The organism is Pseudomonas sp. R3-41 (genome assembly GCF_054161485.1).
Genome location: NZ_CP096421.1, coordinates 2,187,314 through 2,209,787 on the forward strand (window position 1 = coordinate 2,187,314; position 22,474 = coordinate 2,209,787).

At 51.7% G+C, this 22,474-nt stretch carries 19 protein-coding genes; 18 read left to right on the forward strand and 1 reads right to left on the reverse strand.

The window, feature by feature from the left end; all coding sequences use genetic code 11:
- Positions 1-57 precede the first annotated feature (57 nt).
- The 18 genes from M1D99_RS09820 to M1D99_RS09905 all read left to right on the forward strand — a co-directional run bounded on the left by M1D99_RS09820 (position 58) and on the right by M1D99_RS09905 (position 20,783).
- Positions 58-1,755 (forward strand): GspE/PulE family protein, encoded by a 1,698-nt coding sequence (locus tag M1D99_RS09820; RefSeq protein WP_458131700.1) that lies wholly within the window; start codon positions 58-60, stop codon positions 1,753-1,755.
- Complete coding sequence (locus M1D99_RS09825; RefSeq protein ID WP_458131701.1) at positions 1,752-2,957, forward strand: type II secretion system F family protein; 1,206 nt, start codon at positions 1,752-1,754, stop codon at positions 2,955-2,957. Before M1D99_RS09820 ends, M1D99_RS09825 begins: the two co-directional genes overlap by 4 nt.
- 16 nt (positions 2,958-2,973) lie before the next feature.
- Positions 2,974-3,405 (forward strand): type II secretion system major pseudopilin GspG, encoded by a 432-nt coding sequence (gene gspG, locus M1D99_RS09830; RefSeq protein WP_434702537.1) that lies wholly within the window; start codon positions 2,974-2,976, stop codon positions 3,403-3,405.
- Positions 3,406-3,840, forward strand: coding sequence for a GspH/FimT family pseudopilin (locus M1D99_RS09835; protein WP_434702536.1), 435 nt, complete (start codon positions 3,406-3,408; stop codon positions 3,838-3,840).
- Positions 3,837-4,217: a prepilin-type N-terminal cleavage/methylation domain-containing protein gene (locus tag M1D99_RS09840; RefSeq protein WP_458131702.1), complete on the forward strand. Its 381-nt coding sequence runs from the start codon at positions 3,837-3,839 to the stop codon at positions 4,215-4,217. The genes M1D99_RS09835 and M1D99_RS09840 overlap by 4 nt, the downstream gene beginning before the upstream one ends.
- A 5-nt stretch (positions 4,218-4,222) precedes the next feature.
- Positions 4,223-4,822, forward strand: coding sequence for a prepilin-type N-terminal cleavage/methylation domain-containing protein (locus M1D99_RS09845; RefSeq protein ID WP_458131703.1), 600 nt, complete (start codon positions 4,223-4,225; stop codon positions 4,820-4,822).
- Positions 4,765-5,844 carry a type II secretion system protein GspL gene (locus M1D99_RS09850; protein ID WP_458131704.1) on the forward strand — a complete coding sequence of 360 codons (1,080 nt, stop codon included), beginning with the start codon at positions 4,765-4,767 and terminating at the stop codon, positions 5,842-5,844. The genes M1D99_RS09845 and M1D99_RS09850 overlap by 58 nt, the downstream gene beginning before the upstream one ends.
- Before the next feature lie 3 nt (positions 5,845-5,847).
- On the forward strand, positions 5,848-6,447 hold the full coding sequence (gspM, locus tag M1D99_RS09855) for a type II secretion system protein GspM (RefSeq protein WP_434702532.1): 600 nt from the start codon (positions 5,848-5,850) through the stop codon (positions 6,445-6,447).
- Positions 6,440-6,955: a type II secretion system protein N gene (locus M1D99_RS09860; RefSeq protein ID WP_458131705.1), complete on the forward strand. Its 516-nt coding sequence runs from the start codon at positions 6,440-6,442 to the stop codon at positions 6,953-6,955. Before gspM ends, M1D99_RS09860 begins: the two co-directional genes overlap by 8 nt.
- Before the next feature lie 36 nt (positions 6,956-6,991).
- Positions 6,992-9,169: a type II secretion system secretin GspD gene (gene gspD / locus M1D99_RS09865; protein ID WP_458131706.1), complete on the forward strand. Its 2,178-nt coding sequence runs from the start codon at positions 6,992-6,994 to the stop codon at positions 9,167-9,169.
- A gap of 131 nt (positions 9,170-9,300) precedes the next feature.
- The gene (locus M1D99_RS09870) at positions 9,301-11,628 is read left to right on the forward strand and encodes a hypothetical protein (protein ID WP_458131707.1); all 2,328 of its coding nucleotides are present in this window, start codon (positions 9,301-9,303) and stop codon (positions 11,626-11,628) included.
- Positions 11,600-13,036, forward strand: coding sequence for an RHS repeat protein (locus tag M1D99_RS09875; protein WP_458131708.1), 1,437 nt, complete (start codon positions 11,600-11,602; stop codon positions 13,034-13,036). The genes M1D99_RS09870 and M1D99_RS09875 overlap by 29 nt, the downstream gene beginning before the upstream one ends.
- Positions 13,037-13,059: 23 nt before the next feature.
- On the forward strand, positions 13,060-13,953 hold the full coding sequence (locus tag M1D99_RS09880; RefSeq protein WP_458131709.1) for an RHS repeat-associated core domain-containing protein: 894 nt from the start codon (positions 13,060-13,062) through the stop codon (positions 13,951-13,953).
- A 7-nt stretch (positions 13,954-13,960) separates the two neighbouring features.
- Positions 13,961-14,368 carry a hypothetical protein gene (locus tag M1D99_RS09885; protein WP_458131710.1) on the forward strand — a complete coding sequence of 136 codons (408 nt, stop codon included), beginning with the start codon at positions 13,961-13,963 and terminating at the stop codon, positions 14,366-14,368.
- A 142-nt stretch (positions 14,369-14,510) separates the two neighbouring features.
- A complete protein-coding gene (locus M1D99_RS09890; RefSeq protein ID WP_458131711.1) occupies positions 14,511-14,771 on the forward strand; it encodes a hypothetical protein in 261 nt (86 codons plus the stop codon).
- Between the two features lie 773 nt (positions 14,772-15,544).
- Positions 15,545-19,216, forward strand: a complete 3,672-nt coding sequence (locus tag M1D99_RS09895; protein WP_458131712.1) for a hypothetical protein — start codon at positions 15,545-15,547, stop codon at positions 19,214-19,216.
- A 23-nt stretch (positions 19,217-19,239) separates the two neighbouring features.
- On the forward strand, positions 19,240-20,160 hold the full coding sequence (locus M1D99_RS09900; protein ID WP_458131713.1) for an RHS repeat-associated core domain-containing protein: 921 nt from the start codon (positions 19,240-19,242) through the stop codon (positions 20,158-20,160).
- Positions 20,157-20,783 carry an immunity protein Imm33 domain-containing protein gene (locus M1D99_RS09905; protein WP_458131714.1) on the forward strand — a complete coding sequence of 209 codons (627 nt, stop codon included), beginning with the start codon at positions 20,157-20,159 and terminating at the stop codon, positions 20,781-20,783. Before M1D99_RS09900 ends, M1D99_RS09905 begins: the two co-directional genes overlap by 4 nt.
- 294 nt (positions 20,784-21,077) lie before the next feature.
- Here M1D99_RS09905 and M1D99_RS09910 read toward each other — a convergent pair whose 3' ends face one another.
- Positions 21,078-22,472: an efflux transporter outer membrane subunit gene (locus M1D99_RS09910; protein ID WP_458131715.1), complete on the reverse strand. Its 1,395-nt coding sequence runs from the start codon at positions 22,470-22,472 to the stop codon at positions 21,078-21,080.
- Between the last annotated feature and the right edge of the window lie 2 nt (positions 22,473-22,474).

Sequence of the window (22,474 nt, forward strand, 5' to 3'; positions counted from 1 at the left end):
TTTCTAACGTGTTTTCTCCTCGGGAAGCACCCATGTAATCCCTAGTTCAGTGGCGAAATGGATATCACCGCAAGCCTAATAGAGCGTCTGCTCCAGCAAGGAAGCTTAAGTGCTGATGGGTTAGAGCACCTGGCTCGTTTGCGCAGTTCCCAGCCCGAAACTCCTGTTCCAGACCTGCTTAGTCGGCTCGGACTGGTATCAGAAGGGAACCTTGCTGCTGCATGGTCCAGCTCGCTAGGTTGGCCGCGATATAGTGGGCAGCCTGTGACCGAGATTCCTGAGGGGCTCCCTGCGCTTCCACTGCGCTTTCTAAAACACTACGCAGTGGTCCCGGTTGGGTTCACCTCGGACAACGCTCTAGAAATTGTTAGCTCAAGGCCATTGAATGACTATCCATTCAAGGCCATTGAGTACGCGACGGGATTGAGTGTTAGACCGCTGGTGGGCTTGCAAACCGAGGTCGAGCATTTGATCGAGCATCTATATGGGCAGGGTCGAACGGCAATGGGGTCGTTGACTGACCAGTTTGATCATACGGCGCAACTTGACGACATCGATCATCTCAAAGATCTGGCGTCTGAGGCGCCGGTAATTAAGCTGGTGAACCTGATTCTCCAGCGAGCCGTCGAGATGTTCGCCTCTGACGTACATATCGAACCCTTCGAGAATCGTTTGAATGTCCGCTATCGCGTTGACGGTTTATTGCGAGAGTCCGAATCACCTCCGGTCAGTTCCGCAGCAGCGGTCATTTCCCGCATCAAAATCATGGCCAAGCTGGACATCGCCGAGCGGCGTTTACCCCAAGACGGTCGAATCGCTTTCAGGGTTCAAGGACGACAACTCGATTTGCGTGTGTCGACTCTGCCAACCAGTTTTGGTGAGTCGGTGGTCATGCGTCTGTTGGACCGGCAAACCATAGCGTTCGAATTCACAAAATTGGGTTTTGATGGCGAGCGCCTTGACCGGTTTCTCGAGGTTCTGCAGCGTCCGCACGGCATCCTGTTGGTCACGGGCCCTACCGGGTCAGGCAAAACTACAACCCTTTATGCTGCGATTTCTCGACTCAATACGGCGGAACGCAAGATCATTACTGTTGAAGATCCCGTGGAGTATCAACTCGAGGGGATCAATCAAATGCAGGTTAAACCGGCAATAGGTTTGGATTTTGCCGGAGCGCTACGCTCCATCGTTCGTCAGGACCCTGATGTGATCATGATTGGCGAAATCCGCGATTTGGAAACTTGCCGTATCGCGATTCAGTCGGCGCTCACCGGGCACTTGGTTCTGTCGACCCTACATACCAACAGTGCCTGTGCCAGTCTGGCTAGGTTGCTGGATATGGGCGTCGAGAGTTACATGTTGGCCTCCACTATCAATGGTGTTTTGGCTCAACGCCTGGTGCGCAGGCTTGATCCGGCTCAGCTTGACGCCTTTGACGCGCCTGCTGCCGTGATCGCTGAGCACAAACTTGATCAGTACACCAACGAGCGCCCAGTCCGGCTATATCGCCCCAGGTCGGGAGCATCGAATGGTGGGTATCAAGGGCGTGTGGCTATTACTGAATTGCTGGTCATGTCCGACGAGATTCGTGCGCTGCTGATGGATAAAGCCGACAGCACCACTGTCGAGCAGGCTGCGCGCAGGGGCGGTCTGCGTACCCTTTATGAAGACGGTCTGCGCCTTGCTTTGGCTGGTGTCACCAGCCTGGAAGAAGTCTTGCGAGTTACACGGGACGATGGGGCAATTGTGTCATGACCCTATTTCGCTATCGGGTGTTGGATCGTGACGGCCTGAGTACACGTGGTCAAATGCAGGCCAAGACCATTGAGCAAGCAATCAGCAAATTGCAAGAATCAGGATTGCTGATCGTGGACATTCGTCCCGCAGTGACGACATTTTTGTCAGGTGGGCTCTTCCAAAAAAAACAGATTCCTGGTGTCGAAATTGTTCGATTCACGCAGCAACTCGCGACACTCCTTGATGCTGGACAGCCTTTAGAAAGTGCTCTGGCACTACTGGCACGGCAATCAGATAAACGACCCGTTGGCGAACTGATCAGTCGATTACGGGAACAGGTAAAAGGTGGGAGCCTGTTGTCGGCAGCGATGGAAGAGGAAAACGGTTCGTTTTCGAATTTTTATCTTAGTCTGATCCGAGCGGGCGAAGCGGCTGGTATGTTGGCTCAAACGCTGGTGCAGTTGTCGCATTACCTGGAACGAACTCAAACCCGAAACCGTGAGTTGGTCAGTGCTTTAATTTATCCGGCGTTCTTAATAGTTGGTGTAGTGGGCTCACTGGCGCTTTTGATGGTGTACGTTGTTCCGCAGTTTGTGCCAATTTTTAGAGACCTAAACGTTACACTTCCGCTGCTCACCGAGTTGATTCTTGTATCGGGTGAGTTTCTCATGCAGTGGGGGCTCTATCTGATATTACTGGCGGTGATCGGTGCGTGGTGGTTCAGCCGGCACTTGCGTGACCCGATTCGACGCTTACCTCTAGATGCACGCCTGCTGCGAATGAAGGTTTGGGGAACGTTACTGCAGGGCATTGAGACGGCACGCTTTGCGTTGACTCTGGGCACGCTTTTGGAAAGAAAAGTTTCGTTGCTCTCAGGGATGAGCATCACCCGGCAAGTCGTTAGCAATCTTGCTATTCAAGGTGCTTTGGAGCGAGCAACCCTTCTGACTAAAGAAGGTTGTTCATTGTCTACGGCCTTGGAGCAGACAAAAGTTTTCCCCGAGTTGGTCGTGCAGATGATTCGAGTGGGGGAGCAGGCCGGGCAATTGAGCGAGATGTTGCTAAAGTTGGCTGATATTTATGATAAAGAAACGCAAAGTACTTTGAAGCGCTTTATGGCCGCGCTGGTTCCCGTTTTGACATTGATTATGACGCTCTTGGTTGCCATCGTCATGTTGGCAATCATGCTGCCGCTGATGAGTTTGACCAGCAATATCTAAGGAAAGAGAAAATAAAATGCGTCAGATCTATCGTATGAAAAGTTTTAGCAACCGTAATAAAGGTTTCACCCTGCTGGAAATGCTCGCGGTCATCGTGCTGTTAGGTATTGTTGCGACTCTTGTCGTTCGCCAGATTGGTGGTGGCGTCGACAAGGGGAAATACGGGGCTGGCAAGGCGCAGTTGGCCAGCCTGAGTATGAAGATCGAAAATTACGCCATGGATGTAGGGAGCGCCCCGGCCAGGTTGGAGGATTTGGTAGTTAAGCCCGCAAATGCCCAGTCTTGGCAAGGACCGTACGCAAAAAAAAGTGACCTACTTGATCCGTTCGGTCATGCATTCGATTACCTAAACCCGGGTGAGCATGGAAGCTTTGACTTGGTGTTCCGGGGGCGCGATGGGAGGCCTGGCGGAACGGGGCCGGATCTGGATTTGGGGAGCTGGGAGTAATTGCGCCAGAGCGGTTTCACTCTCCTCGAGATGTTGGCGGTTCTAGTACTGATCAGTATTGCGTTTATGCTACTGGCGTCGGGGATTACACGTGGCCTGGCTCATGCGCGCGAGCGCCAGAGCGTCAATGAGTTGTTGCAGAGTTTACGGCAAGCGCGAACGCAAGCGATAGTTGAGGGGCGTCCTATGTCCCTGCTATTCGACCTGGATAGCACCTGTTATCGCGTCGAGCAGTTTCCACCCCGTTGTTTGAGTGCCGGTACACAATTACGAATAGAAACAGCTGAGGGGCTGGGCAAAGACGTTACGTTGATTTTTTATCCGGACGGCAGCTCAAGCGGCGGCAACCTCAGCTTGAAAAATGAGTCCCGTGAAGCACGTATCGATGTGGGTTGGCTTACTGGCAACGTCAGCCTTGTCGAGCGCGTTCAATGAGGCGTGCTTATAACCCCCAGCAGTCCGGCTTCACCCTTATAGAAATATTGGCAGCGACAGCGCTATTGGCTGTGGCCCTTGGCATTTTCATGAGTAGCATGGGGCAGTCCATGCAGTTGTACACGAAGGACGAGTTAAAAACGCGGATGGGGTTATTGGCCCGATCTTTGATCGTAGACAGAGCCTCAGGCCGACTGGAACCTGGTGTCACCACTGGTCAACAAAGCGGGATTGACTGGCGGCTTGAGTGTACGGAAGGAGAGGTGCATTCGGGTGTTCAGTTGTTCCAGTTAAAACTGATTTTACGTCACGCGGACACTATTGAGAGCTTCAGTACGTTGCGTGTTCAGCCCTTGAATCAAGGGCGATATCCGTGAGGCGAATGAGCGGCTTCACCCTCCTCGAAGTGATGGTGGCGATCAGTCTCCTAGGCATTTTGTTGATGTTAGTGAGCGGAAGTCTTTTGGCCACCAATCGAACCGTCCAAGGTACCGAGTGCTATGCCGTGAGGCTTGACGAAGTGAGAGCGGCTCAACGATTTTTACGTCAGGCATTGCAAGAAACAAGATCTATCGCCTTACCTGAAAAACGTACTCCACAACATCTGTTTGAGGGGGATCCTCAGAGATTACGGTTTTTTGCACCAGTACCATCGGGTGTTGGTGGCAAGTTGAAAATTCACCAACTTGAGTCGTTCAAAACGGAAACAGGTGATTTACAGCTGCGTATTACGTTTTTCGAATCTGATGGCGTGCAGCCTTGGGGAGGCCCTCAAGTGTTGATGGGTAAGTTACGTAAGGTCCACTTCAGTTACCGCGGGCTCGATGAAAAAAATTTCAGCACTGGATGGTTGGCGCAATGGCCGTGGCCAGAACGCTTACCACAATTTATCCGAGTCGAGATTGACGCCGATGGACCAGTGCAATGGCCGTTGATGAGCGTTGCGGTGCGTACAAACCAGCAGTTGGGAGCGGCTCTGTGAAAGGAGAAATGATGTTATTTAGCTCACTTCGCTATCACCTGCATGAACGTTGGGAAGGGTCGCCTATACCAGCATTTTTTAAGTGGTGGTTCAATGAACTCCTGGCATGCGTGCCATCCACCTGGCGCCATCGGTTGAGCGACCGGAATTTAACTCCGATCATTCACTGGCCATTAAAAACCCCCTTGGATCATGAGACCGATAGAGCGGTTGTCTTGCTGCTGGCTGCCGATCAAGTTTTGTTGTGCCAACTGCAGTTGCCCCTTCAGAGTGCTCGCAATCTCAAGTCAGTACTGACCTTCGAACTAGATAAATACACGCCTTTCAAGGCAGAGCAGATCTACTTTGATGCCCGGTCCCGTGCATCTGAAAACCAGGCTCTACTGCAGATATCTCTGGTGCTTATTGAGCGCAGCCGTCTGGATGTGGCGGTACAGTCGGTCGAAGCACAGGGGGTGCGAGTGGTTAGTGTGGATGCAATGGATGAGACGGGGCGCCCGTATGGGGTCGACCTGCTGCCAAGGCAACATCGCGACATTCGGGCGACGCGTTTACGGTATACCAAATATGCTCTCAGTGTGGGCATTGGGTTTCTGGTCCTGTTACTCATGATGACCTGGGTTGGCAATTGCGAAAAAGAGCTCATTGAGATGCGAGAGCAGGTAGTTTCGCTTCGGACTCGAGCAATGGAAGTTGACAGGATGCGCAAGCAGTTGCAGGAGCGCACAGAAATAGAAAAAGCCTTAGTTCTGCAAGATAAGCAAAAGCAAACAAGCGTTGCTTTTCTCAATGAGCTTACCAACTGTGTACCTACAGATACCTGGCTAGAGCAACTAGAGATGCACCTTGACGGAAGTGTCACTCTCAGCGGGCTGAGCCGTCAGTCAAACTTGTTACCCGCTGAGCTTATGCGTTGTGCAGGCCTTGAGAAAGCAACCTTTCAGGGCGGAATTCAACCCGATCGTGAAAGTGGCCTGGAGCGTTTCAATATTGTGGCTCATCGTCGGAAAGCGGGAGTGTAACGCGTGTACAAGACTCGGCGCGCACAGCGATTCTACGCGATCGCCCTAGTGGTCTTGATGGGCACTTTTTTGTATTGGGCACTCCTGCATTGGTGGTTCATCGCGCCGCTACAGCAGATGGCTGAGGAAACGGAAATTCTGCAGGTGTCGTATCAGCGGTTTTCGACGCTGGAAGCACAGCGTGGATTTATCCAGGCTGAACTTGAATCGGTAACCCGACGTCCTCTCCCTAGCGAAGGGTTGTTAACAGCAGATGAGCCTGAAGTCGCGACTGCTCAACTCATGCAACTGGTTTCGGAGCGGCTATCACTTGAGCCAGCAACAGGGATCGCTTGTACCGTACTGAGTCGTAGCCCTCAAACAGCGACCCCGAATGGGCAGCTTCTACAGATCAAGGTCAACGTCGATATGGAATGCGGCATCGAGTCGTTGGCGGGTACCCTCCATAGACTCGAGAGTGAACAGCCCTATTTAGTCGTGGACACGCTTAGCATTCAACGTGCACCCAATTCAACGGAGGCTCAGGATCAGCAGGGTCGTCTAGCGGTGAAAATGCAGGTGAGCGGACTCCTGAGCGCTATGCAGGTTGCTGGACATGAATGAGCGCCTGTATATCTACAGAACGCTGCTGCCCTTGGCTGGCGTTGCAACCACATTACTGGTCCTCTGGATCATAATGCTTAACGGTGCGGGGGCGACAGTAGAGTGGCGATCTCACGTTACCGTGCCTGCGAAGTTTCCATCGATGGCTGATCAGCCTGAAGTCACGACCTATCGATCCCAACCGACTCTGCAAGAATATCTTCAGGTTTGGTCTGCACCACTGTTTAACTTCGAACGCCAACCCGACGCTACAAACGCCGCGCAACTGATTGAGGCGCCAGCGCCTGCACTGGATAACGTGATACTCACCGGTGTGGTGATCGCCCAGGAGCTGAAGGTTGCATTGCTCAGAGTAAATAACGAAGCGCTTGCGGTGAGAGAAGGGCAACCTCTTCCCAACGGTTGGCTGGTCGAGCGCGTTAGCGAACGGCGGATCGAGTTAGTAAATGGACAAACCCGGCAGAGCCTGGAGATCGAAAGCCCCAGGTTACCGATGACTCTCCCCTGAACTCATTATTACTAGTTTTATCAAGGATTTAATTTCGTGGTCAGTCGTTTGGCTCTTTCCTGTGTGGCAACGATATTGCTGCAAGGCTGTATTAACCCAGCTACTCAACAAGATGATCGCCTTCTTCACGAAGGTCTCGCCGGAACCGAGGCTGACAATTCATCGGTCAGACCGCTGGGCAAGGTTGCTCCAACCGACAATGCACAGGTTTCCCCGCAGCCTCCGAGGCAGCAGATTATTCGCGGAAACCAACACTTTGTCAGCAAAGTGGCCGCCCGCCCAGAGCGTAAGTCTGAAGAAGGTCAGAGCAAGGTAACGTTCAACTTCACCAATCAACCTATTGCTGCTGTGATCAACACCATCCTTGGGGATTTGCTAAATGAGGACTTCAGCATCTCCCAAGGTGTCAGCGGTGATGTTTCATTTTCGACAGCAAAACCTGTAGACAAAGATCAAGCCTTATCGATCCTTGAAACACTGCTGTCTTGGACCAATAACGCGCTGGTACGACAAGGGAATCGCTACTTAGTGGTTCCCGCCAATCAGGCGGTAGCTGGGCAACTGACACCACAATACCGAATGCCAGCTCCGAGCATTGGGTTAAGTGCCAAGTTATTCACCCTTGACTACATCTCTGCCGTGGAAATGCAAAAGCTGCTCAAGCCATTCGCTCGGGAAAATTCATTTCTGCTAATGGATCCTGCTCGCAACATTTTAGTCATGGCCGGTACGGCCGATGAACTGAATAATTACCAGGACACAATTGATACCTTTGACCTTAACTGGCTCAAAGGAATGTCCATTGGTGTCTACGGTTTGCAGCGCGCCAATGTTGCCGAGTTGATACCTGAGTTGAATCAACTTTTCGGACCGCGCAGCGGCACGCCGCTGGCAGGGATGGTGCGTTTTCTGCCCATTGAGCGGACCAATGCGATTGTCGCTATTTCCTCCCAGCCAGAGTATTTGGATGAGGTCGGTCGCTGGATCGATACAATCGATCAGGGCGGGGGATATGAGCCCCAAATGTATGTGTACGACGTGCGTAATATGAAAGCCACGGACTTGGCCCACTATCTGCGGCAGATCTACGTCAGCAACGCGGTAGAACATAAAGAACGTGCTCAGGTCACGCCGGGGTTACGCACGATCACTCTGTCATCGAATAAAAATACGGGCGGACTTGGTAGTCTGTCTTCCGCACCTACGAATAGCGATGAACTAGAGCCGAGGGTAGACTCTTTGGAGACTGACGAGTTGCAAGAGCAACAGAGTGAGGAGACCCCTGAAGGTAATTCTACGACCGTAGGTCAGACCGATAACCCCGTACGTATTACAGCTCAGAAAAGCAGTAATCAACTGTTAATACGCTGTCGTCCGACACAGTGGCAGGAGATTCAGGCCGCGATTCGCAGATTGGATAATCCTCCTTTGCAAGTACAAATTGAGACCCGGATTCTTGAAGTCAGTCTTACAGATGGTATGAATCTCGGCGTGCAGTGGTATCTGGGCCGGTTAGCCGGTAAGTCAGGAACTCCTGGAATTCAGAACGCTTCAGGCAGTCAAGGAGCTCTGGGGGCAGGCGGCGCTGCACTTAAAGCCACGGATACGCTTTTCTACTCTTTTGTCAGTGATAATCTGCAAGTTGCACTGCACGCTTTGGAGAGCAACGGTAATACCCGTGTGCTTTCGGCTCCATCTTTAGTGGTAATGAATAATCAGAATGCGCAGATCCAAGTTGGGGATAATATTCCAATCAACCAAACTACAATAAATTTGGATAATACGTCAGTTAGTACTAGCAGTGTTCAATACATACAGACAGGCGTCATTCTTGACGTCGTGCCTCGGATAAATCCTGGTGGCTTGGTATACATGGATATTCAACAGCAGGTTAGCGATGCTAGCAAGATCGTAGATAGTAACGGTAATCCAAGTATTTCCACTCGTTCCGTATCCACTCAGGTTGCTGTGCAGAGTGGGCAGACAATTTTGCTTGGAGGGCTTATCAAGCAGGACGAAGCACGACAGGATAATCGTGTGCCGTACTTGGGGGCAATACCGGGACTAGGCTGGTTGTTCAGCGATAAGCGGAGCAGCCATGACCGAACCGAATTGATCGTATTAATTACGCCGAAAGTCATATCGGATGGCGATGCGGCGAGGAGGGTAACCAATGAGTATCGCCAAAAAATGCAACTCATTAAGCCCTTATGACAACAGGTTTCTGCGATGGATGTCGTGCTGGTTAGAACGGCAAAACTAGCGGATGCCAAAGTCTGCTATAGGTTTCGAAAATCATAAAATAAAAGCTTCAAAATAAACGATTATTATGCAGGCGCAATGGAATGATGAAAATAATTAATAGTTTTGTTGTTGGGAAAACGCCGTTAATAACTAGCATTTTGGGCGCGCTATTTTTTTCGAACGTCGTGTTGGCTCTTGGAGTTACGGACACTAGCTCACCGGGTAGCGTGTATTTTTTGCCGGGTGCCGGTGGCGGTAGTGAGAACTCATCGGGGCCTGACTCAATTGAGCCTCAAAGTGGAAATCTTTGGATCAAGCAAAAGGATATGATTTTGCCCGGTAATGGAGGGCTTGATCTAACCGTGTGGCGAACATACAGCATGATGCGTGCTTCTGCTGCCATGACGGCCACACTTACGGGGTCCTATCGTTGGGCTCAATTAGGTCCTGGCTGGTCCATTGATGTAGCTCCCAAACTCAGTGTTGAAAACTTTTGGCTTATGGGCAATTCAGCTGGGAGGGGGTTTGCGTACTATAGGCGTAATTTATTGGTAGATTTATGTACTACCAATACTAGTCATGCCCAGTTCAGCGTCAATACGACCAAGCAATTTAATCAAGGGGCGTTGCCGGTAATTGAACACCCTGATGGTTCCGTTGAGAATATATATAGTATAGGGAATCATGAGGCCTGGACAAAAAGTAATTGGCGAATTCGTTGTATTAATAATGTTGTCACGGCGGTTTCGCCGGGCGGCATAACTTACGATTATGGAAATATATCCGAGCGACGTATCGGGGAGCGTTATCTCAATCAAATTGAAGCCGATCCTTATTGGGTTGAAGCATCTTTTGTCCCTCCGCATACAGAAACCTATATGGTTGCAAAGTCTGCTAGCGACCTGAATGGCAATCGTATGACGTATACATATAAAACCCTTGGGGCTCCTTTTTCTCCCTGGGCAATGCCAGGATATATACAGCAGCCGCCTAATCGTTGGGCTGGTTATGGAGACCTAGCAGTTCTTGAGAAGCCCGTAACTTTACTGACCAAGGTAGTGGCCAGCGATGGGAGGGTGGTTGATTTTATTTATAATGATTCAACCGCTCGACTTTCTGAGATATCGAGCAATACCGGCTTGACGGTTAAATATGGATATTTAAATCCCGACAAGCTAAATTCGCGCGCACTCAATGCGGTTAAATACAGCACGGGCGAAAGCTGGGGATATAGTTACTTTGCTGGGGCATATAAGCAAGCCGGAAACATGGAGAATGATGGGCTTATCGAAGGAGACGTACCAACAATAAGTGCGCGCAAACTAAAATCAATTACCTACCCAGCAGGTGGCGTTGCATCCTTCACTTATACATATTCTTTGCAACGTGTTCATGTACGGCATAGGGATAGCAGGTACACACTTAGGAGCGTGGGGGAGAAGGTTTCTAGTCGGAGTCTGTCAACAGGGGGGGTATGGAACTATAGCTACCAAAAAGGTACGGGGGGAACCTATGATGTAACGACTATTAATGGGCCGGAAGGGAAAACGGTATTGAAATATGTGGGGCCTTCCTATAAGGTATCCTTGGCACCAGTAGACGGAAGTGAGGAAACTGTCTGGATGGTAGGAAGTCTTATAGAAAAGACTGACCCACTTGGAAATACAGAATTTTATACTTGGCAGCCTCGAACAATTACCGGTGGTAAAGAGGTAGTTGTCGATCTAGGCTATGCTATGGATACTGCAATTCGAGCGGCTGATATTCAAGTTAAAAAAATAGTTAGAGCGGGAGTGGCTTATACAACTACATATTCCAACTATGATATCTATGGCAATCCAGGCACTCGTACAGAAGTGGGCCCCAATGGAGGTAGTCGAACAACAACCCTTAGTTACTTCAATGACCCCAACAAGTGGATCATCGGTCACCTGAAGAGCGAGGTATCTCCTGGCGTTTCGATGACCCGCACCTTCGACGCCAATGGCAAGGTTCTGACCGAAACACGTGATGGGGTGACTACGAAGTTTACCTATGACGCTCAAGGCAACATCGCCAGCAAGACTACCCCAGGCGGCAGGGTTTATACCTACTCAAACTACAAAAGGGGCATTGCACAAACCGAAACCCACCCCGAAGGTATTACCCTTACCCGTGTAGTGGACAATGCGGGCAATATTACCTCTGAGACCAACGGTGAAGGTAAAACCACTACTTATACTTATGACGGTCTGAACCGCCAGACGTCGTTTACACCACCGGTGGGCAGCCGCGAAACCATTGCCTATACCCCTACCTCGAAAACCGCTACTCGCGGCGCTTTGGTGGAGAAAACGGTATACGGCCCGTTCGGCCACCCCGCCAGTGTCACATTGGCCGGTGTCACCAGAACTTTCACTTATGACGGCTTGGGCCGAAAAAACGTTTGAGTCCAACCCAGGCGTGGCGACCGGTACGCGCTATCAATATGACGCCCTGAATCGCCTGACTCGCCAGACCAATGCCGATGGCACCTTCCAATCTCGCACCTATGGTCCGGCCAATATGTCGGTCGTGGATGAGCGAGGTAAAACCACGACCTACACCTACCGCGCTTACGGTAATCCGGATAAACAGTTGCTGATGGCCATTGCCGCGCCTGAAGCGTCCGCTAACGTGAGTATTGAACGCAGCCCTAACGGTCTTATGACAGCGGTTACACAGGGCGGACGAAAGCGCACTTACGGCTATGACGCCCACAATTACCTGATCAGTGTCACCAACCCAGAAACCGGTATCACCACCTATGGTCGTGATATCGCAGGGAATATGATCACCAAGAAAGTGGGCGCTTCGGGCATCACAAAGTACACCTATGACGCTCTCGATCGCCTTAAGTCAACCGTCTATCCTGGCACCACACCTGCGATCACCAACACCTACAACAAGGACAGTAAACTGCTGACCAGCAATGCCAGCGGCGGTAATCGCAGCTTTGCATACGACGCCGCAGGTAACCTGATCCAGGAAAGTCTGGCATTGGACGGCAAGGTGTTCACTGCTAAATATGCCTACAACGGCAATGATCAGTTGAGCAGCATCACCTACCCGCAGTCCGGTCGTGTGGTGAGCTACACACCCGATGCCCTGGGACGACCCACCACGGTTTCGGGCTACGTTACCAACGTGAAGTATTGGCCGTCCGGGTTGATTCAAAGCGTCACCTACAGCAACGGTACCGTCTCCACTTATGGTCAGAATGCGCGCCTGTGGCCGACCAATTTCATCACCCAAAAAACAGCCACTGCCGGGGTCTACCTCAACAGCAGCTACTCCTATGATGGCGTCGGCAACCTGGCCACAATCAGAGACACCGCTGACAGCAGCTTCAACCGCACGCTGGGCTACGACAACATCAACCGCCTGACCAGCGCTGTCGGCTTCTGGGGCCCGGGCAGCATTACCTACGACGGTGGCGGCAACCTCACCAAGCAAACCCTCGGGCAATCCAGTCTCGCCTACGTCTATGACACCAGCAACCGTCTCAGCAGTGTGAGTGGGTTGCGAGCCAGCACCTTCGGCTATGATGCCTATGGCAACGTCAGCAGCAGCCTGGGCAACACCTATACCTACAATGACGTACCCAACCTCACCTGCATCAACTGCGCTGTTCCTGCGAAAAAAGTGGAATACAGCTATGACGGCCTTAACCACCGCAGTGCCGTGACCAAGGCCAGCGGCAAGGTTTACGAGATGCACGACTCTAATGGCAAACCGTTGATCGAACTGAATGCAGGCGTGCTCACCGAGTACCTCTATCTGGGTGACAAGCGCATCGCTCAGCGGGTCAGCCCATGAGCCGGAAAAAAGGAGAGAGACACATGGATGCTTTGAAAAAACTGGGTAAAAAACTCGGGGCGGGCTTGTTGGCGATCATGCTGAACAACGTTGCCATCGCCGACACCATCACCTACTTTCACAATGACATTTCGGGCAGCCCGATGGCTGCCACGGATGCCGCTGGCAATCTGCTGTGGAAGGAGAACTACAAGCCTTATGGGGACAAGCTGAATCGCTCGGCGCCCAGCAGCAGTAACAAGATCGGCTACCACGGCAAAGCCTATGACGATGCTACCGGTTTGTCGTACATGGGCGCCCGGTATTACGACCCGGTGCTGGGAAGGTTCATGGGCATTGACCCGGTCGATTTTCAGACCGACAACCTGCACAGTTTTAACCGCTACGCCTATACCAATAACAACCCTTACAAATATGTAGACCCTGACGGACGTTTTGCGTTTCTGGTGGTTCCAGCATTTTACGCGCTGACTGCGCTTGCGGGCGCGCTGACAGTGAACACAATGCTCAACGGCGGCGGTGGACAAACGGGCGATGATTTTAGCTTTGGAGGCTCACCGGGATCGGCGACTCAAATATCAAATGTGCCAACCTCTACGAATTACTATAATGAAAAATCCGAAAGTGGGGGGGGCGATAAACAGAGTGACTCTAAGTCGGACAAAGGTGAGCGCACTCGCGGGAGGCCTTGGACGGGGGAGCCGGGTTCAACTACAGATCGAGATGCCGGAGGCAATGCCCGGCGTTATGGAAACGATGGGTTCCCGGAAGTCGACTACGATGATCCTCATCCTAATGAGGCCGGCGTTGGGAACGGGCACCATACGCATAATTGGGATAGGCCAGCAGATGGTAGCCCGCCTACATACAAAGATCGTAATGTCAGCACCCCCTATAGCCCTCTGCCTAAAAGGTGAATAACGTATGCTATCCAGCACTTTTCATGATGGGAAATTAATATCCATTGCTGTGAAGGATGATATTTTGGCTATCGAGGTTTTCGCACAAGATAAAATAACTAAAATTCAATTGAGTGGGTTGGAAAAGCTACGCGTAACTGATTTCAAAGAAGGTAACATAATAAATGCTGTGCGAGTAGTTCGCCCGAGTCTGCCCCCAAGTAATGACGATGTAGGCAAATCACTGATGAAGTTCGCCTATGAGTTAGATGATGCAGTTCTTGAGCGCAACGAGAAGTTCTCATTTTTTTTGGATAAGAAACTGAAAGAGTATGAGGAAGGCTCCGTCCTGATTCTGGAAATAGAACCCTCCTATGGAGCGTATCTGGTCGCTATCGGAAAAAAAATCTCAGAAGAGGAAACATCTATTTAATATTTATTACACGTCAAAGGGGACAGAGTGGTAATTACTGACAACAGAGGCAATACTGTGTCGCAATTTAAAAACTCCCGTGCAAATACTAATGGTCGGGTCGCTAGCGGCAAGTGGACCCCATCAGATTAATGGAGATAACATGCTAAAGCCTCATGAAGTATGGAAGACCATAGACTCACGCACTCTTGCTATTTATTTTTGCTTTGAAAATTTAAATAGTGGCGAGCATTGCGTTCAAAATGTTGAGTTCTTCCGTCTACCTTTAACGCATGAATACCAATTAAACGCTCTAAAAAACACAATGGAGCTTTTTATGGAGGAGAGTCCTTTATCTCGCTGTGAATGGCTGCCATCTCTAGAAGAGGCGATAACGCTACATGACCAAAACTTTGAAAACTGAATAAGGCAATTAACACACCTCCTCCTTACAGGAGGAGGTGACGCACCTATTATAATAACAGCAACTAAAAGATAGGCGCTCGAGCTACACTGCCTTGCAACTCATACTTTAAGCCGTTAAAGCATTGACTCACGCGCTCGCACTCAAATGCCGCAGGATAAAAGTAGGCGCATCATAAACCCCACAACGCAGGCGGCGCGCTAGAAAGAGGTAAATACTTCCGTCACCCAGGCGGTGCAGACTTAGTCCACGCGCCCATCCGGTCAGGCTCATCTCCCCTCCAAAACAGTATTGGATAGGACGAATGAGCCTCATCAGATTGGCTACCATCAAGGTTACAACACATTGAATCCAACCTTTCAGTCGGACCATCCCACACTCTTTACTGGGAGCCGAGACCTAACAAAAATAGCAATGAAATACGTTAGAAGCCATGATGACCTGTCACAAACCTCAAACGCTTACCAGTCGACGGCTGATGCCCCAGCCTGAAACGCTTGAAAAGCTCCGCGACCGCATATAGAATAATTCTCGTTCGTATTTATAGGGTGAAATCCATATTCCATCTCCGTCTGAAACAGCGCTCCACGAAATGGCGGCGCGGCTGACTCATTCGCCCTGACAACAACATTCAACGTACTGAAAGGCATGTCTCAAACTTTTTTACAAGCCACTCCTAGCCTACTTAAAGGCAAAGAAAACTCGTCACCAGTCTTCCCGATTACACCACACAAGCTTGCACTATTTAAGACCTAAACCAAGGATCAAGGTTCATGCGACTGCAAAAAATAGGAAACCCTCATAGCGCGCTGGCATTATTACTTGCCGGCAGTGTCTTTTCGGTAATGGCTAATGACCTTCCAAGTACAAGGGAGGCTTCACCAAATACTTTGCCAGAAGCTAATGCTAGCATTCAACCTAACGTTGATACTGTCGACCCATATAGCGGGTCATTAAAAATAAAGCATCTAGATATTTCGCTTGCCACACATAGCGCACTCCCAATTAAAATATATCGCAACTATGATCTCCGCGCACTCTCTGCGGGACTTAAGGCTCAGCATAATCAAAGCCACTGGTGGACCTCGTTAGGGGCTGGCTGGCGTTTAGATGCTGCACCAATTATATCATTTGAAAATTTTTGGTCGATGTCGACAAGGCCAGGATCAGGAGACCGAGTCCCCCAGGCGAATTATTCCCCAACGGCGATGGATGCAATATGTGCAAATGTATCAACCTATTCGAGAGCGCAGTATTTAACGCTTAGATTGCCGACGGGTGAAACAACACTGTTATTTAACCAAGGAAACAAAACAGCACTAAGCAAAGATAACTGGAAGCTTAAATGCGACAACTGGAATATTACTTTATTTGCACCCGACGGTATCCGTTACAATTTCGGCAATTTCAATCTGAAAAAAACAACAGGGCTTTTTCGCTTTACCAAACCTAAACCTCCGATTCAGCCTGTGATGTGGTCTCCGCCTGAAGAATCAGAAACCTATATCACTGCTGACACAGCGACTGATCCTAATGGAAACTGGCTGAAATATACCTACGCCCGCATAGGCGCAGCGCTTCCGACATGGACCACGCCTAAATTCTATGATGGTCCGAGCTATTTTTCCTATACTGGCGGTGGCACTGAGCTAGAAGGCCGAACTATGCAGCTCACAAAAATTGAGTCCAGTGGGGGGGCTACAGCAACACTATCGTATGCAGCGAGTGGACGACTTCAACAAATCGTCGATAACACAGGTAGAAAAACTACTTATAGCTACTCTGCTACCGATAGCGTGCTTGGTGGATTTCTTATTAAAGTTTTACTTCCTACAGGGGATGCATGGAGTTATGACTATCAACCAGGCAAATATAGCCTCGGCTATCCAGATGATACAATCTTGCCTCTGAATACCAGCACTGTCGCTGCTCGAAAATTGACGGCCATTCATTTCCCTACGGGTGGAGTTACGTCATATGGATATACCTACCTCAACGCAACAGCACAAGTAAAGAGCACTGACAAATTATATCTTCGCGAAGAACGAGTTTCTAGCAGAAAGCTTTCAAGTGGACACGCTTGGAATTATACATATACTCGCGGCGGTACAGGCAAGCTTGATCAGACCGTAGTTTCAGGCCCAGATGGACAGCATACTTATAGGTATTTCGGATTAGGCTTTTCAATACAGACTAGCATTCCTGCCTTAGCTAACAACAATACCGCTTGGAAAGTAGGTCATTTAGTAGAACAGATTACCCCCAATGGGGCGCGACTCACGAATGAATGGCAACCAAGAAAAATCGCCAACTATCAGTACAGAATCTTTGAGCTGGGAACAGTCTTAGACCAATTTGTCTGGGCTGCAGACCAAAAATCTCAAATTATTGTTCGCGACGGTGTATCCTACTCAACTACTTTCTCCAATATCGATAGTTATGGAAATGTTCTCACCAAAATAGAGGTCGGCCCCAACGGAGGCAACCGCACCACTGCCTATACCTACTTCAACGACCCAACTAAATGGATCATAGGTAAGGTTGCTAGCGAAACCTCCCCAGGTAAATCGCTCACTCGCACGTTCGACGCCAACGGCAAGGTTCTGACCGAAACGCGTGATGGGGTGACCACAAAGTTCACCTATGACACTCTAGGCAACATCGCCAGCAAGACTACCCCAGGCGGCAGGGTTTATGCCTACTCAAACTACAAGCACGGCATTGCACAAACCGAAACCCATCCCGAAGGTATTACCCTTACTCGTGTAGTGGACAACGCGGGCAATATTACCTCTGAAACCAACGGTGAAGGTAAAACCACGACTTATACTTATGACGGCCTGAACCGCCAGACGTCGTTCACACCACCGGTGGGCAGCCGCGAAACCATTGCCTATACCCCCACTTTGAAAACCACCACTCGCGGCGCTTTGGTGGAGAAAACGGTATACGGCCCGTTCGGCCACCCCGCCAGTGTCACATTGGCCGGTGTCACCAGAACTTTCACTTATGACGGCTTGGGCCGAAAAACGTTTGAGTCCAACCCAGGCGTGGCGACCGGTACGCGCTATCAATATGACGCCCTGAATCGCCTGACTCGCCAGACCAATGCCGATGGCACCTTCCAATCTCGCACCTATGGTCCGGCCAATATGTCGGTCGTGGATGAGCGAGGTAAAACCACGACCTACACCTACCGCGCTTACGGTAATCCGGACAAACAGTTGCTGATGGCCATTACCGCGCCCGAAGCGTCCGCTAACGTGAGTATTGAACGCAGCCCTAACGGTCTTATGACAGCGGTTACACAAGGAGGACGAAAGCGCACTTACGGCTATGACGCCCACAATTACCTGATCAGTGTCACCAACCCTGAAACGGGTATCACCACTTATGGCCGTGATATCGCTGGCAATATGATTACCAAGAAAGTGGGCGCTTCGGGCATCACAAAGTACACCTATGACGGCCTCGATCGCCTTAAGTCAACCGTCTATCCTGGCACCACACCTGCGATCACCAACACCTACAACAAGGACAGTAAATTGCTGACCAGCAATGCCAGCGGCGGTAATCGCAGCTTTGCATACGACGCTGCAGGTAATCTGATCCAGGAAAGTCTGGCATTGGACGGCAAGGTGTTCACTGCTAAATATGCCTACAACGGCAATGATCAGTTGAGCAGCATCACCTACCCGCAGTCCGGTCGTGTGGTGAGCTACATACCCGATGCTCTGGGACGACCCACCACGGTTTCGGGCTACGTTACCAACGTGAAGTATTGGCCGTCCGGGTTGATTCAAAGCGTCACCTACAGCAACGGTACCGTCTCCACTTATGGTCAGAATGCGCGCCTGTGGCCGACCAATTTCGTCACCCAAAAAACCGCCACTGCCGGCGTCTATCTCAACAGCAGCTACACCTATGATGGCGTCGGCAACTTGGCCACAATCAGAGACACCGCTGACAGCAGCTTCAACCGCACGCTGGGCTACGACAACATCAACCGCCTGACCAGCGCTGTCGGCTTCTGGGGCCAGGGCAGCATCACCTACGACGGTGGTGGTAACCTCACCAAGCAAACCCTTGGGCAATCCAGTCTCGCCTACGTCTATGACACCAGCAACCGTCTCAGCAGTGTGAGTGGGTTACGAGCCAGCACCTTCGGCTATGACGCCTATGGCAACGTCAGCAGCAGCCTGGGCAACACCTATACTTACAATGACGTGCCCAACCTCACCTGCATCAACTGCGCTGTTCCTGCGAAAAAGGTGGAATACAGCTATGACGGCCTCAACCACCGCAGTGCCGTGACCAAGGCCAGCGGTAAGGTTTACGAGATGCATGACTCCAATGGCAAACCCTTGATCGAACTGAATGCAGGCGTGCTCACCGAGTACCTCTATCTGGGTGACAAACGCATCGCCCAGCGGGTCAGCCCATGAGCTGGGATAAAGGAGAGAAACACATGGATGCTCTGAAGACGCTGATCAAGAAACTCGGGGTGGGTCTGCTAGCCCTAATACTGAACAACGTGGCCATCGCCGACACCATCACCTATTTTCACAACGACATTTCGGGCAGCCCGATGGCTGCCACGGATGCCGCTGGCAATCTGCTGTGGAAGGAGAACTACAAGCCTTATGGGGACAAGCTGAATCGCTCGGCGCCCAGCAGCAGTAACAAGATCGGCTACCACGGCAAAGCCTATGACGATGCCACTGGTTTGTCGTACATGGGCGCGCGATATTATGACCCGGTGCTGGGACGGTTTATGGGGATCGACCCGGTCGATTTTCAGACAGACAATCTGCACAGTTTTAACCGCTACGCCTATACCAATAACAACCCTTACAAATATGTAGACCCTGACGGACGTTTTGCGTTTCTGGTGGTTCCAGCTTTTTATGCATTGACTGCACTGGCCACAGCTGTGACCGTGAACACAATTGTCAATGGCAGAGGTGGTCAATCCGGTTCCAGCGATTTCAACACCGGTGGAATATCCTATCCAGGCTCTGATGTCGGCAGTCCATCCACATGGAATACGGTTAACAACAGTAGCGATGAATCCAGTACCTCAAAGCAACCATCGAAAGATACGTTAAAACCAGGAGAGTTTGCAGGCGACTCCATTCCAGCCCGGGGACCAGGTCGGGACTTTACTCAAGACGAACGCGATGCAATTAACAGCGCCGGGCGCGATACCGGCTGTCATACTTGCGGCAAAACTGATCCAGGCACTAAAAGCGGCAACTACATACCTGATCATCAACCGGCCAACGCGCTGAACCCTACTGGGGGTGAGCAGCGACTTTACCCACACTGTCTGGGCTGCAGTCGTGTCCAGGGGGGCCAAGTACGTGGTGCTACGAGGTACAATCAATGAACATCAGCAGTATTGAAGCAGGCTCTGGTCTGACATTGAAAACCGAGGGACTTGCGGAGCGGTTTGACTATGAGATCAGCATCATGGTCGACGACGCCAGCCTGAAAGAAGATGCCATAGACTTCATCAATCTCGTCGTTCGGTATGTTGAAGCGGGCTATAGAGTCGCTCCAGACGAAACCTTGGGGTATGGATGTTGGGTCACGAAGATGCATCTGAACGACAAACGAGAATTGTTGTTTTTTGAGCAGTCGCCGGTGACTGGAGTATATGTACCAGGCATCAGCACCACTCTGAGACTCTGGGCCGAACAGCATGCGGTGTGTGAGAAGGTAGGCGCGGACTACGCCGCACCGACCTTTGACCAGATGATTGTGATCTCAGATGGCATCCTGGAAGGCGATCCTGCTGAGGGAGTACGCTACCCCTCCCCTGAGCATATGTCAGGTTGGTGGCTCACCACGGACAGATTTGATGGGGATGTAAAAAATCTGAAGACGGTTCATACCCAGCATGTCTCGGTAAATCGACCGGACTTGGTGAAGTTTCTAGCATTGCCGTATGGCTACCGATTCCACGGTCCTACAAACGACGTCTGGCTGGATAAAAAAATAAACAACTGATACTGCTTTGAATAAGGAGTCCGCCCAACTGGGCGTGCTCCTGACTTATCGGTATTAGTCGTATGGTCGACGTTAAACTGCAAGCGATGTCGCTGTTGCGGATGAGGCTAGCGATCAACGAAGTTGTAGTGAGGGGGTTTCCCCGCTGGGCTGCGCCCTAAAAACCCAACTCCCTCAAAACATCTGACCCACCGAGGTGCTGGCCATTGGGGCTGCTGCGCAGCCCAGCGGGAGCAAGCTCCCTCGCCACAGGGATAATCTTAGCCACACTGGTTTTAAAGGCGTGTTTGAGGCCTACATCACCCGCCAACCCCCACCCAACGCTCTGTACAACGCCACGCTCGCGTGCACCCGCGCCAATCGCAGTTGCACGTTCATGTTCTGGGCGGCGTACAGCGTGCGTTGGGTTTCCAGTACCGTGAGCAAATCTTCGGCGCCGGCCTGGTAGCGGCGTTGGGCGATGTCGAAGGCGGTCTGGGCCTGGTGCAGTTCCTCGCTTTGCCATTGCCGCTGACGGTCCAGGCCGTGGATGCCGTTCAGGGCTTTTTCGACGTCGGCGAAGCCGTTGATGATGGCGGCGCGATAGAGCTCCAGCAGTTCCTCTTGCCGGGCGGTGGCTTTGTCCCGTTCGGCCTTCAAGCGGCCGTTGTTGAAGATTGGCGCGGCGAGGCCAGCCGTGAGGTTGTAGACGTTGTTGCGCAGCAACTGGTCGGCGATGTCGGCACCCGTGCCGAGGCTCAAGCCCAGGGTCATGGTGGGCAGCATCGCGGCGCGGGCCACGCTGATGTCGGCCTGGGCGGCGGCGAGGCGTGCTTCGGCGGCGGCAATGTCCGGGCGGCGGCGCAGCAGATCGCTGGGCACCCCGGTATCGATGGCGGGCCAGTGCAAGCGGTCGAAACTGTCGTCGTCGAGTGTGATCGACTGCACCGGTTGCCCCAGCAGTGTCGCCAGGGTGATCAACGCTTCGCGGGCCTGTTGCTGCACTTGCGGTAACCGGCGTTCTTGAGCCGCCACCAGGCTTTTTTGCTGGGACAGTTCCAAGGCCGTGGCGCTGCCGGCGTCGTAGCGGGTCTGCACCAGGTCGAGTACACGCTGGGCGTTGTCCAGGTTCTGTTCGGCGATGCGCTGTTGTTCGCGCAGGGACAAGGCCTGGGTGTAGCTGTTGGCAACACCGCTGAGCAGGGTCAACTCCACCGTCGCGCGGTCGAACTGGCTGGCCGACAACGTCTTTAATGCACTGTCCCGGGCCGCCCGTTTGCCACCCCAGAAATCCAGCTCATAGGTGGCGCTGAGATTGGCGTCGTAGTAGTCGATGGTGCGGTTATCCCGGTCGACGTCCAGTTGGCTGTAGCCCTTGCCGCGCAACAATTCCTGGCGATTGCCGTTGAGCCCGGCGGTAACGGCCGGCAACAACGGCGCACCGGCGATCACGGCGCTGGCCTGGGCCTGGCGCACCCGGGCCATGGCGGCGGCCAGGTCGTGGCTGTCCAGGCGCGCTTGTTCGATCAAGCGATTCAATTGCGGGCTGCCGAAGTGCGTCCACCATTGCTGGTTATCCGCTTGGGCGCTGGGTGTATCAATATTCTGCCAAGTCGATGGCGGCTGGATGCCGCTGTCCGGTGCCGATGTCGGGGTGGCGCAGGCCGCCAGCAACAGGCTGGCGGCCAGGAGGGTCAGGTGCGCTTTCATAA